We start from the raw sequence: 13,204 nt of genomic DNA, 5'->3' as shown, positions 1-13,204 counted from the left end.
CCGAAGGTCATCCGGGCCGGCCCTGTTCGTCAGGGGAGGACGTTACCGCGCCGCGTAATTGTTGTTGCGGCTGATATCGTTATTGATGGCGTCGGTGGCCGCATCCAGCGCGTCGACGACGTCGGCACCATTGGCGATATCGGCCAGTGCCTTGCGGAATTCGAGCGCTTCGAACACGTAGCCAGGGGTCACCGGACGCAGCATGGCCTGGGCTTCCGAGAGACCGTAGAAGACTTCCAGAGCGCCGCCGGGCTTGTAGTTTTCGGTGAGCGCAGCGGCTTCGGCCGTGGCCGGAACGAGGCCAATCGCGTCGGAGAATGCGGCCAGGTATTCGGGCTTGAGCGCGAATTCGATAAAGGCGCTGGCGCCCTCAGGATGCTCGGAGGTTGCCGCAACGCCGAACTGCCAGGATGCGCCGCCGATCTTGGGACCGTTGCCGAAATCCGGTGCGGGCAGGAACAGCACGTCGTCACCCAGGGCTTCGAGCGTCTTCACGGCGACCCAGTTGCCATTCCACTGCAGGGCATACTTGCCGTCGATGAAGCCGGTCTCATGGTCAGCCATGTCCTGGCTGGTGCCCGGGGCATATTCGTTGGTGAACAAGCTCTGCCACCACTCGCCGAACGCTACCGCTGCATCGCCATTGAGCGCGCCCTCGGCGGTTTCGTAGGTGGTGCGATCCACCATGTCGCCACCGAAGCTCCAGAGGAACGGGCCAAAGGCATAGGGATACCATTCGCCCTGATCGGCCATGCCCAGGTTCAGCGGATATTCAAACTCGCCGGAATCCTTGAGCGTTGCCAGGATGTCGTCGAATTCCTCGCGGGTCCACGGCTCCTCAAGGGTCGGCACACGAATGTCGAACTTCTCGAGCGTCGACTTGCGGGCGTACATTGCGATCGCCGCGTCCCAGAGGCCCACCGAATAGACTTCGCCGTCATATTCGCCGATGGCGCCCGGCAGGAAACCGTCGAGAGCGCCTTCCGAGAGCTGCAGGGGCTGCATGTAGCCGGCCCAGGCCCAGTTCGGCATGTTGGGGCCGTCAACGTCGAGAATGTCGGGCAGATTGCCGGCGACAGCGGCGGCAACGACGGAATCGTTGTAGGCGGCCTGCGGGAATTCCTGCAGCACGACCTTCCACTCACTCTGCGAGGTGTTGAAGTCATCGATGATGCCGACGACGATGTCGCGCTCAACCGGCTGGCCGGCACCGTGGTACCAGAAGCTGAGCTCGGTCTGTGCGAATGCTGCCGTGCTCATCGCGGTGGTCAGGGTCAGGCTTGTGGCCAGAATGCGCAGGGACGTCATGGATCTTTCCTCCTTGAGTGTAATTGCGTGACGACGCCGTCACGTGTTTGGACGCTTTCGCGCCAGGCGACCGGAGCCGAGACCACTTCCCGGTTCGGCTCGTTTGGTTTGACGGTGCCGCCAATCAGACGCAGCAGCTTGTCCGCCGCGAGCGCGCCCATGGCGGCATAGGGCAGCTCGGCGCTGGTCAGGCGGGGATGGAGGTGTTCCGCAATCATGCGGTAGTCGTCGTAGCCGGCGACCGAAATCTGCTGTGGAATGGCGATGCCCCGCTCGCGCAACAGCCCGTAGACCCGCATCGCCATCTTGTCGTTGGCGCAGCAGATTACCGTAGGTTCGGCGCGCAACACGCGATCGAGAGCGTCCCAGAGCAGGTCGAATTCGTTGACGATGCTGGGCAGAGCGCCGATCTGTACGAGGCCTTCATCGTAGTCGATGCCATTCGCGGCCAGCGCGCGCGCATAGCCATCGACGCGAAGTCCGGAGGCGATCTGCGACTGGGGCAAGGTCAGATAGCCGATGCGCCGGTGCCCCCGCTTGACCAACCCGTCGACCAGCGCGAACTGACCGCCTTCGTCGTCCGGCAGGATGGCCGGAGTGTCTGCGGCGTCGAAGCAGTTCACCAGCACGACCGGCCGATCGCGCACATTGAGCGGAAGGCTGACTTCGCGGTGATACTCGGCAACGTAGAGGATACCCTCGACGCGATGCTCCAGAAAGGTCTGGAGCAGCGCCGGAATGCGTTCGGCGGAACCGCCGCTGTCGGCGATCAGCAAGGTACGGTTGCTCTGGTCGATGACGCGCTGGGCGCCCTGCACCAGGTAAATTTCCGGCAGGCCGGTATCTTCGAAATGATGGCTCGTGCTAATGGCGCCGGTGATCATGCCGATAAGACCGGAACGCTGCGAGCGCATAGTGCGCGCGGCACTGGAGGGGACATAATTGAGATCGAGCATGGCCCGCTCGACGGACTCGCGTGTCTGCTGGTTGACCGGCGCGTCGCCGTTCATCACCCGGCTGACCGTCTTGGGCGAAACGCCTGCGGCTTTGGCGACATCGTAAATCGTGGCCACTCATTCCTCCTCCGGATCGATCCGCGGCCACTATGCGATTCCGCTGCGGCTTCTGGGACCATCCGACATGCACAACCCGATGACATCGGTGTCATGACATCGGTGTCATTTATGAGACGGCGAACTGACATGTCAAGCGATGCAGTGGAAAACCTCGTCGGCGAGCGTGGTCGTTGCAGGCGAAAAACCGGAATTCGCAGTCAGTTCATACAAACTACAGCATGCCGGAAGGTCGGCTGCGCGTGGCGCTTGCTCCGGCCTGCGCACGATGCTAGACGGGCAGCGTCGCCGGTATAGCTCAGTTGGTAGAGCACCTGATTTGTAATCAGGGGGTCGCGGGTTCGAACCCTGCTGCCGGCACCAATGAATTCAAGGGCTTAGCAGTCTAATTGGCCGCTAAGCCCTTTCTTTTTGGTTGCAATGAATGCAATCAGACAAACTTATCTAAGTGGCTGTAAGTGCTTGCAAATCCCGGCTGTGGACCGCGAGGGACAGGCAGGGAGTTTCTGCCAATTGCAACGAAAAATGCAACTAAGAGACTCAAGCGCCCGATGCTAGAAATGCACTGTGTGCATCAAAAATGTTGGACCACGTATTCATGTTGCCATCCGAAGCGATAAATGGATTTTTCGCGGAGATTGCCCCGTTCTCTAGTGCATATGGATCGGCCACCGTATCCATGCTGTGTCGCACCAAATACGATGGCTCACTGGTGGTTCTTAAGGTCGTTGTGAGACTCGACCCTCTCGCGAAGCCGCCTGTTAAGGCTCCAATGCGTTTTGCCGGAAAACTCGCTGCAATTTTTTCCATTAATGACGTTGGAGCGTTTGTCCGGCATCTAGCCGAGGGCTCGCCCGTCCAAACTCCCTATGGAATGGCCGTTTTTGATCCCAGCGTCGGCGACGCAAATGCTGCTGAGATGCAAGCATTAGATAGCCGTGGCCTGACAAGCGCCAGTCGCTTGACCACCCTACGGCTACGGGGTTCGGGGTGGGCCAACATACATCAGCCAGACACTGATTGGGCACTAAGGGCACAGGAAATTCCCTACAGCGACTTAGCTGATCTTTCCAGCGAATATGGGTTCGGTGAAGTAATTGACGGGCCGAACGTCATGGAGGTGGAGGCGTATAATGTTGCCGTTGTTGACCCCACATCTACGGTGAAAGGGGAGCAATCGAACATTCGCGTCCGTATGGCCCGTGGCTTAGACCCTTCCAAAATCACCGTCGGTGTAAAGGTCATGGCTGATGGTCAGACATTCGAGCGATTGCTCTTCAAGGGAGGGTCTATGGATTGGTCTGTGGCCGAGGACAATCCGGACATTCGGGTTGGAAATGGGTATCACACAGTACCGGAAAACGCGCTGTTACATTGTTATGTCAGCTATGCCGGAGCCCCCCTTCACTCCTATTGGGTAAGAGATGAAGCGGTTATCCCGAACAGTTTGCGGCTCGTTATGGAAAGCTTTGATCCTGGCCTAGAAAAAACTAAGCGCGGATTTGCGACAGTCCCGATCACTAGTAGAAACAGCAAAGTTCAAGACGACTTAGAGCACGCTGTCGGTGCCATCCTTTGGATGCTGGGATTCGCTGTCTATCGGCTAGGCGCGAGCACGATGACTGACGCCGTCGATTTGATCGCCCGCTCACCGGCTGGCCATTATCTGATGATCGAATGCACAACTGGCCCGCTGAAAGCGGAGAAGCGTGCAAACCTGAAAAAGCGGACGGCTGAAGTTCAGGCGAGCTTGGCTCAAAGTTGGCATGGTTGGGCTAAGGCTATACCCGTCTTAGTAACGTCAGAGGCAACTGCTGTTGCTGATACAAGTGTGGCTGAAGCAAGAAAGGAGGGCATAGCGACGTTCACTGTAGAGGAAATGCAGTTTATTGTTGAGAATAGAACCCTGCTGCCACAAAGCGCCGACGCATTGATGCAAGAGTTGCAGGCGCAGATAGAGAAGGGTCGCTTGGCGATCCAGTGATAGCCACGGCGGGGGCCGCTGCTAATGATTGCGCGCTAGGCCAAGGACCGGCGGCGGTCCCACAACTTTGAGTCCCGGTGACTTTTCGAGCAAAAAATGCTCTGTTTTGGAGCAAAAATACCTAGTGAGAACGTGCCAGTTTCCTGCGGCTTTCTGCGATTTCTTCGGGAGTCATCCCGAATTCCCAAGGCTTTTCCTTGGTTTCAACCGTCTTGGGTCCGCCCCGATATCCGACTGTAGCGCTCGGGGTGGCCTTTAGCTTCACCAATAGGCTTGTCATGGTGGAAGTGCTGACCGATTGCGCCCGCAAAAACTTCAAAAGCTCGCCTGACTTGGTTGGATCAAGCTTAAGCTCTTCAATGCGGTCATTGAGATAGTCACTGTTGAGTTTTTCGCGGACGTACTGGACTAGCAGCGGCTCCACGGTTTTCGTCATGGCGTGAGCGCTTGGATTGTCGAGATAGAAAGTCCGGTAGAGGGCCTTTTCTCGCTCACTGGTTAGCTCGTGCGGGATATCAACGTGGATGTAGTCGCTTAAATCCCTCAACCGCTTTTCGGTATCCTCGTTGATGAAGGCTGACATGTCTTTTTCGGCCTGACTTTTTGGTCCTGATTTTCTAGGCATTAGTTTCCTCTGTTTCTGAATTGATAGTCTTCTCCGCGCTTGTTTTTTTGCGTTTGCGTTGACCCATGAGTGGCGCTTCTCGATCTGGGTTTTCGTCGTCTCTGGATCGCCGGAAAAAGTATGGTGCTGGCGTTATCGTCGCCCGGACGACTTCGGGGCTCCATGCTGGCAAAAGGCCAGCTAGGAGATAGGGCATGTCGTCCCTGTAGCGAACGTCGCCAAACCATTGGCCGGTGCGTTGATCGCGAACTTGACCGCCCGGATTGGCCTCAAGCCATGTGCCCGGAATTTCCATCCAGTCGCCAATTGGCGAGGCAATGAATCGGTAGATTTCTGGGGTCATAGGTCATGCCGCTTCTGCGCGGCGACGATCTGCCCATAGTACGCCGGGATTGTTGGTCCGCTGAATCACGCCTTTCATGGTGAAAGGCGTATGACCTTCAACTAGGCCGAGCAAATCGGCCTTATAGACAACCCGGCCATACCAGCCGGAGCCATCGGCATAGCGAATGCGGGCGAAGTTTGAGATTTCTAGCTCTGGGTTTTCGGGCAGAGGGCGAAAGACTTCCTTATCGCACTCGAAGAATTCTTTGATTTCCATTATAATTATTTCCTTTTTGATTATTACTTATCTTCCCCCTCTCCCTGCTTGTCCTCCCCCCCGCCGGGGAGAGCAAGAAGCCTGTTTTTCTTGGTCTTTTTTGTATCTCCCCCCTCTCCCCCCCTAAACTAGTAGGAGGAACAGACAGGGAAATGCGCTAGGCCAACGTTGGGCAGTTAAAGGGGCTCTGTATGATTGGGGGGGATTTGGGGGGAGAGGGGGGAGTTGGAGTATGAAACCCCTGTTTTCCGGGCTTTGCATTCTTCCCCCTCTCGAAATGTCCTCCCCCCTCGGTTCGGTTTAAAACGCGGCCTCTGCATCAATGACCGCTGAACTTTGACCGCGCTGATATCCCCAGCTTGTAGATTTGCCGAAGTAGAGTTTCTTCCGCTCAAATCCGAGTTGCCTCATGACCGAACCAAGCCTTGCATTTTGGTCTTGTGTTCGCCGTTCGACCTCGACACCCAAGGCACTCCACAAGTCGAGAGTGCGTATCTTGCCTTCTTGGTCGCCAAGGCGCTCTTGCAGAACTTCAACGAATGGATCGTCTATCCGTCGTTCTTCCTGCTCTGCCGCTGCGGCGTCCCAAAGCTTCTTTTCTAGACGGATGCTTTCGCCTGCCGCCTCGCGCTTGGAAGCTTCGGCCCAAAGCTGGTCAACGTCGCGGGTCAGGGCCACTAGGTCGAATTGCTCGATCCTAACAGGCCAGATGCGGCGATTGCCGGTGCTGTCTCTGAGATAGTTGCCGCTATTGTCAGTGCCTATGAAAACACACTGCCGGGGATGCTCTAGCGGAACCCTGCCATATGCCATTCTCGCCCGATCAATGCGCCGGGAGAGAAACGACTTCATGTGCTCCACTTCGCCTTTCCGCATGCCTGCCAATTCGGCGGCTTCCACGATCCAGCGCCCGGCGATACGCTCAATGACTTTCTGACTGTCAGCATTCAGCGGCAAATCGTCAGAGAACCAATCTTCACGCTTGGCGAGGATGGCTAGGGCGCTGGACTTGTTTTTGCCCTGGTCGCTTTCCAGCACCAGCATTTCATCAAACTTGCATCCCGGCTTCCTGATACGGCGCACGGCGGCAATGAGAACCAAAGCGCCAATGGCCTTGGTGTAGTCGTCGTCCTTTGCGCCGCCGTATCGATGAAGCCAGCCGTCGAGGCGGGGAACTCCATCCCAATCTAAGCCGTCGAGGTAGTCCCTCACCGGATGGAAGCTGTTCTGATGCGCAATGTCGAAAACAACATCAGTGAAGAAGTCTTTGGCCGCTGACAGATGATATTTTTCATCGATCTGCATACGCATCCGATTGAGCGCCGCATCAGATAGCGCCGGGCCGAAGCCTTCTAACCCTTCGATCAAGAGCCTGTCTTGAAACTCATCACGGCTGAGGCGGACACCTAGAAGGCCAATCGCCAATTTGATGTTGCGCTGGCTGGCAATCACCTTGCCATTCTTGTCCCGCTCAATCTCATCTGGCCGATAGGCCGGGCCGATCCTTGCAATCAACCCTTCTTTTGTGCCGCCAGCTTCAATAAAATCAGTGGCATCGGACTTGGGAGCCATGTCCTCAAATCTGACGACCTGGACACTTTTCGCCACCTTGCTAATGCTGCGCCGAATGACGCTAGTGCGGTGACGACTGGCGTCGTCATTGTCTTCCACGACGACAACTCGTTTATCCTTGAAGGCCTCAGCAAAGTCATCGCTCCAACCTTCATATCCGTTTGGGTTGGTGGTGGAGACTAAACCGAGTGCCGCCAGAGTATCTGAGTCCTTTTCGCCTTCAGGAACCCAAACCGCCTCATCCTTGGGGGCGGCTTTCAGCTGAGGGAGACGGTAGAGTAGTCGTCCAGAAGGGCCAAAACCATCTTCCCAACCGTCGCTTCCCGGCTCTGCATTGCCGAAGCCGACGAAGTGCTTAATTCGAAAAGCCTTGTCGTCACCCGTGCCCCATTTTTCGACCACATAGGCCGTGATGCCGGGCTCCGTCTCGTAATTATAAGTCTCGTCTGGCTCCGTATTCGCTGGTGGCCTTTTTGCCATCCTTTTGTATGATTTGATTGCGTCGATAGTCATTGTGTTCTGCCATAGAACCTTTCTTTTGTTTTGTTGCTGTGTTCCGTTTGTTTGTCTGAGGCCGTGGCCTCAGACAGTTTCGACCTTCACCGGTTTGGCGCGGGTCGCTTTCTTGATCTGGGACTTCTGAATGGTGCCGTCCCATCGCTCAATCATCAGCGTGTCACCCTCGAACCAGACCTTTTCGATGCCGTTGACCACCGGTCGCCACTTTTTTTCCGCTGTCCACTGCAAGAGGCTACCGCCTCCGACCGTACAAAGCTGACCAACGCGGTAATTGGTCTGATCCTCATCGAAGCCTTCCAACACTTTCACCCCGGCTAGGGCTTCTAGGTCGGCAAGCCGGTCGTTGAAGTCGGTCGCCATGGTTTCGAGCGTGTCTGTGATGTGATCGATCAGCATCGCTGAGCTATTTTCGTCTAACTGCATCTTTGATTTTTCCTAATTTATCTATTGTTTTAAAATACTTATCGACTGCCTCGGAACTGAGGGTGTCGTTATCATTGGTAGCTGCGCTGTTACCGAATGGGTCCGGGCCGTTGTCCCTACGCGACAGGGCGGCAACCGAATAATCCTGGTGCTGGAGGTAGACGCTCTCACCGCCCTCAATGGGCGGTAGGTTCAACACACGGCGTTGCTCATTGATCGTGAGTTTGCCTTTTGACCTGTCGAGCCATTCCATTTGGGCCAGTGGATCAAGCCGGTGGATCGCCTCAAGGTCGAACTCTGTACGCAGGAACGATGGAAGGCGTAGGCCCTCATCTAGGAGGGCTTCAATCGCTTCGACTTTGTGACCCACACAGGTCGAGTAAAAAAGTTGGTCTAGCGCCAGAACGTTTGCGTTGCTCTGCTTCTCGCCAATGCCAATCATGTGTGGCGGGACGCCCATGATCGAGCAAACTGTGGTCGAGGTCCAGCCTAGCTGCTCCAGCACTTGGCTATCGCCATGTGTGGCTTGAGGAATGGCCTGAAAAGTTAGCCCATCTGCCAGCACGGCCACCTTGCCACTATTATGACCTGAGTAGTTCTCAACCCAATATGAGCGAAGTTGCTCCACGGTAGAGTCTGCCACCGAGCCAACCGCCGTTAGCACCCCACCGGGCCTTGCCGAGTTGGCAAAGAACGACACCGAGTTATCCATGATCTTGCGCGACTGGAGGACAGGCAACGCCGCAGCAACGAGTGGCGAAATGCCAACCAGTGGATGGATACAATTTACCCGATCATGAATGATCTCGCTGGCTGGAACCGTGATGGTCTTATGAACGGTTGCTAGGTCATCGACCTGTAGTTCGTAAAAGACCTCACCACTTTCAGAAATCAGCGGACGAACCCGGCGAGGGTCTAAGACATACATTTCAACCACGATTGATCTGCGGTCACGGCGCTTGATCACGTAGGTATTTCCGTGATGCAGCAGGCTCAACACCCATCGAGATATGAACTGCTGGCGCGTCTCGAAACGGTTGGGCTTCTTCAGAACCGGCGAAAAGCTCGGATGGTTTTCAACCTTGGTCCAAACGCCGTCTTTCCGCTCATGCAGATTGATCGCCATTTTTGCGACGGTATTGCTGATCAAGCTGGTGCAAGCGAACACTGCCGGATGGTTCAAAAGGTCATCTGGCGACAGTTCCATGTTGCGCTGCCAAGCGCCTGCGAAGGGCTCCCGGACGACCATCCCAGCGGCGCTATAACCGCTGGGCGTGGATGGCGGGCTAAGCCGCTTTTTGATTTCTTGAATGAGGCCCATTATGAAAAGACCTCTTCACCCCAGGTCACGCCAGATAGGTAGGCGACAGCCTGCGGGCGGCGCTTTTCCCATGAAATATAGCGCTCTGCGCGGATACCGACTGAGTTGGTGGCCCATAGGCTCACTAGCTGGGCCGGAGTCGGTGTGGTGCTATTCCCAATTGGGGTATCCGACATTTCCAAGGAAGCTTCGCGGGAAACGTCAACTGTCGCCTGACCTTCATCCGCGACCATAATATCTTCGGCAGAGGCAAAAATAATGAGGCCGGGGTCTACGTGGTCCGAAACAATAACCGGTCGCTTGAAGAAAAATCCTCCATCGAGGTCTAAATCTGGGAATTCCAAATCGCCCATGACGTTGGTCATCATGGTCAGGCGCAGCACGGTCATGGAGTCCATTATCCATACGCCCTTCTTGGGGCTCAACTTGGCCGCAAGGAAGGTGCCCATGATGTTGGAAACATCCTGGCGGATCGCGCTGATATCGCCACCCACTGAAGGGATCGCGGTCACGCCCGATGTAATCGAAGCAGGGCGGACGCCTTCGATTGCCGTGCTAGCTGGATTCACGAATGACTCGTCAATCGTCTCGGCAATTGCAGCAACTAGCTGATCACGAATTAGCAAATCTGCGGCAGGATCGCTCCAGCGCAAAAGTTCCTCTGTAATTACAGCGATGTTCGCCACCTTGTTCCAGCCAAGGCTTGCAGTTCCAAAGTCGAATTTGGTTAGTGGCTTGGCCGCACCCTGACCGACCCAATAACCCTTGCCCCCTGACACCTGAGTCGGAACCTTGATATTGAAAGGTACGGCTCGTAGCGCCGGGATATTTCCAGTTCCGAAGCGGCCTAGAATGGTAGCGTCTCGCAAGTAGTCTACGAAGCCAGCGGCGTAATGCTCATAGGCAGGAACAAGGGGCGAGCCGTATGTTGGGTGGGTCGTTGTGCCAGCACCTACAGCCGCCTTGAAAAAAGTCTCAAACTCTTTTGGGTACTGGTTTTCGGCAATCTGCATGGCATGCGGAATATTGCCGCCAGCTAAACCAAGCACTCTGGCGAGACTGCCGAATTCCTTGCCGCGAGTATCAACCTTCTTTCGCGAAGTGATGAGTGAAACAGGCCGATTGCGGGCCTTTTCGCGCTGATTATGCTCTGCAATAGGCGCTAATTTGTCGTCGTGAAATGTCATTAAAAAATATTCTCCAGTAATTTTTGGTCAGTAGCGGCCTCCTGTTTTGTGAGCCGGTTGTGATCTTGAAATTGGGGATTTGACCGCTGTCAGGGGACAGCGAAAAGAGGGACGATAACGATGTTATCGACGGTGCAATTTGAGGGGTCTGTGTCACGAAAACGGAGGTCATGAACTGCCTTGTCATAGCTCTCGTCTATGAAGGTCTTTGCGACCATTTCCGAGAGCAAGACGCGCTTGCATCTGCCGTCTACGGTAATCGACAGGTACGGCCCGCGAGACTTGCGATAAAACCTAGCGCCGGTTCCCATGTGGACGGGCTTGAGGTGAATTTCTGGTCGTCGCCGTCCAGATTGGTCGATGTATGGGAGCCGCTTAACGCGTCCCGATGAGCTAACGTAATAGGGCGGGTAGCCAACCGCTTTTTTCCATACTTCTTCGGTCATCAGATGATTGTCTGGTCCTTTCTATATTTGTGATGGTTAGGGGCGAAAAGTTCGCGCTTGGATCGAGCCGGTAGCTTAGGGAGGCAAACCGGCCCGGTCGAAGCGCAAAAGCGCCCCCGCAAAGGCCTGTTAGGCAATATCGCGAGGGCTTGGGAAACACAGTAAAATTGAGAATAGAATACTAAAACTATTCAAGCTAAGTTGGCGAACAAAAGACAAAACCACTTGCTATGTTTGTAATACTATCACATTTATAGCCAAATGTCAAGCACAATCGACGGTTCGGCGCAATAATATTCTATTTATACTGTTTAGGGGTGGTTTGGGGTGTGGTTGGCTTGGAGCTAGAGGGGGACTTCATGCCGCTAGCCTCTGGTCTGCGTTATCATTCATAGCGGCAAGTTGCGCCTGCTCTTGCGCCTCAATGAACCCCAGCAAGGTTGAAACGCGCACGTATCGATTATTCCCCAGCTTAAAAGTCGGAATTCGTTTCCGCTGGATTAGCTTCTTTGTCCCCTCTACAGACATTCCTAGAAATTCTGCAATTTCCTTTGCCCCCTTGAGTAGTTCGGCTTCCTTCATAAATTCATTCTCCTAATTATTTTGAATAATGGCTTGACTTTCTATCGCTGATGCAATATTTTCACTTTAATAGCCGCTCACTGTGTCTATATGAATATTTTGACATGAGCGCGAATACTTTCACACTTCATTGAAAATTGCAAGGCCCTTCTGGGGTCTTTTGGCGCTCGTTCGGGACATTCGTAATTGCAGTCTAATTAGGTGATCGTTAGTCTGCTGCCAGACAAAGGAGTCTGGTCATGGAAAAGGTCCGTAAACTGAAGGCTGGTGAAGGCGGTCGCAAAACCGACAAATGGATCGCCGCCTATTACGATGCGAATGGCAAGCGTCGGCACAAGCAGTTCAACACTAGGGATGAGGCCGAAGACTTTCAGGGCGAAGTCAGAGGCGAGGTAAAGAAGGGCAAGCATGTTCCTGACAGTCAGAGCCTCACAGTCGAGGCTGCGAACACAGCTTGGCTCAAGGCGCACAAGTCGTCTTGGGAACCCGCGACCTATCAGGACTACGAGCGAACTATGAAACTTCATGTCCTGCCGTTTCTACAGGACAAGAAACTAACTCAGCTTGAGAACAAGGACGTTCTCGCCTTGGTCGCCTCTTTGCAGGAGGGTAAGCGCTCGACCTTTACAATCCGCCGCGCTCTGGTGACGCTCCGGTCAATGCTTTCTTTTTCAATGGACAGCGGCACAGTTAGCCGGAACGTGGTTTCGGAATCCTCGCGAGCTACTGGCAAAATCCTGTCTGGTAAGGCGCGGATGGACGGCGACGAAGAAGACGGAAATTCTGCCCTGATAGCTGGCGTTGATTTTCCTAGCACTGGCGAAATTGGTACCCTCGCCAAATGGCTCCGCGCCCCCATCGCTCCTGTTGGCGTCAAGTACGTTTCAATGACCGTTGCTGGCGTTGTCCGCTGGCGTCCGATGATCCTGACCATCATCGGCACCGGATTGCGTATTTCGGAGGCCCTTGGCCTGCGCTGGAAAGATTGCGAGCTAACCGGCGATCATCTGCAAATCCATGTTCGACAAAAGATCGACCGCTTTGGCAAAGCTGGTGCGGTTAAGTCAAAGGCGGGAAAGAGAACCATCCCGATCAATTCGGAGCTTGCCCGAACGCTTCTGGATCATAAGAAAGCTTGCCCAGCTAGCGAACTTGATCTTGTTTTTCCAACTGCCAGCGGTCAGCCGCAGAGCAAGAGCAACTTCCTAGCGCGAGGCCTAAAGCCTGCATGGAAATTGGCAGGGATCACCAATGGTGATGGCGAGGCAAAATACACCGGGGCGCATTGCCTACGGCATTTCTATGCGTCCTGGCTGATCAACCCGGTTGAGAATGGCGGAAGAGGGATGGAGCCGTTTATGGCAATCAAGCGGCTTGGTCATTCGGACGTTGCCATTCTTACCAAGGTCTATGGTCATGCTTTCGGCCAAACGAAAGCCAGCCGTAACGAGGAAGAAGAGGCGGCGGCAAGGCTCTTTGGCTAGTTGCAACTAGGCTGTCCCTTACCGCCCCTTGCAACGAAAAATGCAATTAATGTCATCTGACAGTTGCCAGTTGTCAGTA

13 protein-coding genes and 1 tRNA gene are annotated in these 13,204 nt (G+C 54.9%); 3 read left to right on the top strand and 11 right to left on the bottom strand.

Features of this window, described 5'->3' with window-relative positions:
- Positions 1–42: 42 nt before the first annotated feature.
- Together CCK88_RS02970 and CCK88_RS02965 are read right to left on the bottom strand one after the other, a co-directional pair.
- A complete protein-coding gene (locus CCK88_RS02970; protein WP_086469048.1) occupies positions 43–1,308 on the bottom strand; it encodes a sugar ABC transporter substrate-binding protein in 1,266 nt (421 codons plus the stop codon).
- On the bottom strand, positions 1,305–2,381 hold the full coding sequence (locus CCK88_RS02965) for a LacI family DNA-binding transcriptional regulator (protein ID WP_086469047.1): 1,077 nt from the start codon (positions 2,379–2,381) through the stop codon (positions 1,305–1,307). The genes CCK88_RS02970 and CCK88_RS02965 overlap by 4 nt, the downstream gene beginning before the upstream one ends.
- A 287-nt stretch (positions 2,382–2,668) precedes the next feature.
- Between CCK88_RS02965 and CCK88_RS02960 the strand changes: the two genes are divergently transcribed.
- Positions 2,669–2,744, top strand: a tRNA-Thr gene (locus CCK88_RS02960).
- A 235-nt stretch (positions 2,745–2,979) separates the two neighbouring features.
- Positions 2,980–4,365, top strand: coding sequence for a hypothetical protein (locus CCK88_RS02955; RefSeq protein WP_140048869.1), 1,386 nt, complete (start codon positions 2,980–2,982; stop codon positions 4,363–4,365).
- Between the two features lie 121 nt (positions 4,366–4,486).
- Here CCK88_RS02955 and CCK88_RS02950 read toward each other — a convergent pair whose 3' ends face one another.
- The 9 genes from CCK88_RS02950 to CCK88_RS02915 all read right to left on the bottom strand — a co-directional run bounded on the left by CCK88_RS02950 (position 4,487) and on the right by CCK88_RS02915 (position 11,641).
- On the bottom strand, positions 4,487–4,948 hold the full coding sequence (locus tag CCK88_RS02950) for a hypothetical protein (RefSeq protein ID WP_086469045.1): 462 nt from the start codon (positions 4,946–4,948) through the stop codon (positions 4,487–4,489).
- Between the two features lie 34 nt (positions 4,949–4,982).
- On the bottom strand, positions 4,983–5,333 hold the full coding sequence (locus tag CCK88_RS18195) for a hypothetical protein (protein WP_140048868.1): 351 nt from the start codon (positions 5,331–5,333) through the stop codon (positions 4,983–4,985).
- 3 nt (positions 5,334–5,336) lie between these two features.
- Positions 5,337–5,591 (bottom strand): hypothetical protein, encoded by a 255-nt coding sequence (locus CCK88_RS02945; RefSeq protein WP_086469044.1) that lies wholly within the window; start codon positions 5,589–5,591, stop codon positions 5,337–5,339.
- 300 nt (positions 5,592–5,891) lie between these two features.
- Positions 5,892–7,676, bottom strand: coding sequence for a virulence-associated E family protein (locus CCK88_RS02940; RefSeq protein WP_086469043.1), 1,785 nt, complete (start codon positions 7,674–7,676; stop codon positions 5,892–5,894).
- Between the two features lie 69 nt (positions 7,677–7,745).
- The gene (locus CCK88_RS02935) at positions 7,746–8,105 is read right to left on the bottom strand and encodes a hypothetical protein (RefSeq protein WP_140048867.1); all 360 of its coding nucleotides are present in this window, start codon (positions 8,103–8,105) and stop codon (positions 7,746–7,748) included.
- Positions 8,086–9,426: a phage portal protein gene (locus CCK88_RS02930; RefSeq protein WP_086469041.1), complete on the bottom strand. Its 1,341-nt coding sequence runs from the start codon at positions 9,424–9,426 to the stop codon at positions 8,086–8,088. Before CCK88_RS02930 ends, CCK88_RS02935 begins: the two co-directional genes overlap by 20 nt.
- The gene (locus CCK88_RS02925) at positions 9,426–10,613 is read right to left on the bottom strand and encodes a phage major capsid protein (RefSeq protein WP_086469040.1); all 1,188 of its coding nucleotides are present in this window, start codon (positions 10,611–10,613) and stop codon (positions 9,426–9,428) included. The genes CCK88_RS02930 and CCK88_RS02925 overlap by 1 nt, the downstream gene beginning before the upstream one ends.
- 89 nt (positions 10,614–10,702) lie before the next feature.
- The gene (locus CCK88_RS18880) at positions 10,703–11,059 is read right to left on the bottom strand and encodes an NUMOD4 domain-containing protein (protein ID WP_140048866.1); all 357 of its coding nucleotides are present in this window, start codon (positions 11,057–11,059) and stop codon (positions 10,703–10,705) included.
- Positions 11,060–11,416: 357 nt separating this feature from the next.
- Positions 11,417–11,641, bottom strand: a complete 225-nt coding sequence (locus CCK88_RS02915) for a helix-turn-helix domain-containing protein (RefSeq protein WP_086469038.1) — start codon at positions 11,639–11,641, stop codon at positions 11,417–11,419.
- A gap of 239 nt (positions 11,642–11,880) precedes the next feature.
- On the opposite strand from CCK88_RS02915, the gene CCK88_RS02910 reads away from it, so the two are divergent.
- On the top strand, positions 11,881–13,125 hold the full coding sequence (locus CCK88_RS02910; RefSeq protein ID WP_086469037.1) for a tyrosine-type recombinase/integrase: 1,245 nt from the start codon (positions 11,881–11,883) through the stop codon (positions 13,123–13,125).
- Positions 13,126–13,204: the final 79 nt, after the last annotated feature.

It is taken from the genome of Devosia lucknowensis (genome assembly GCF_900177655.1).
GTDB classification, from domain to species: Bacteria; Pseudomonadota; Alphaproteobacteria; order Rhizobiales; family Devosiaceae; genus Devosia; species Devosia lucknowensis.
This window is presented reverse-complemented; position numbering and strand designations above follow the sequence as displayed.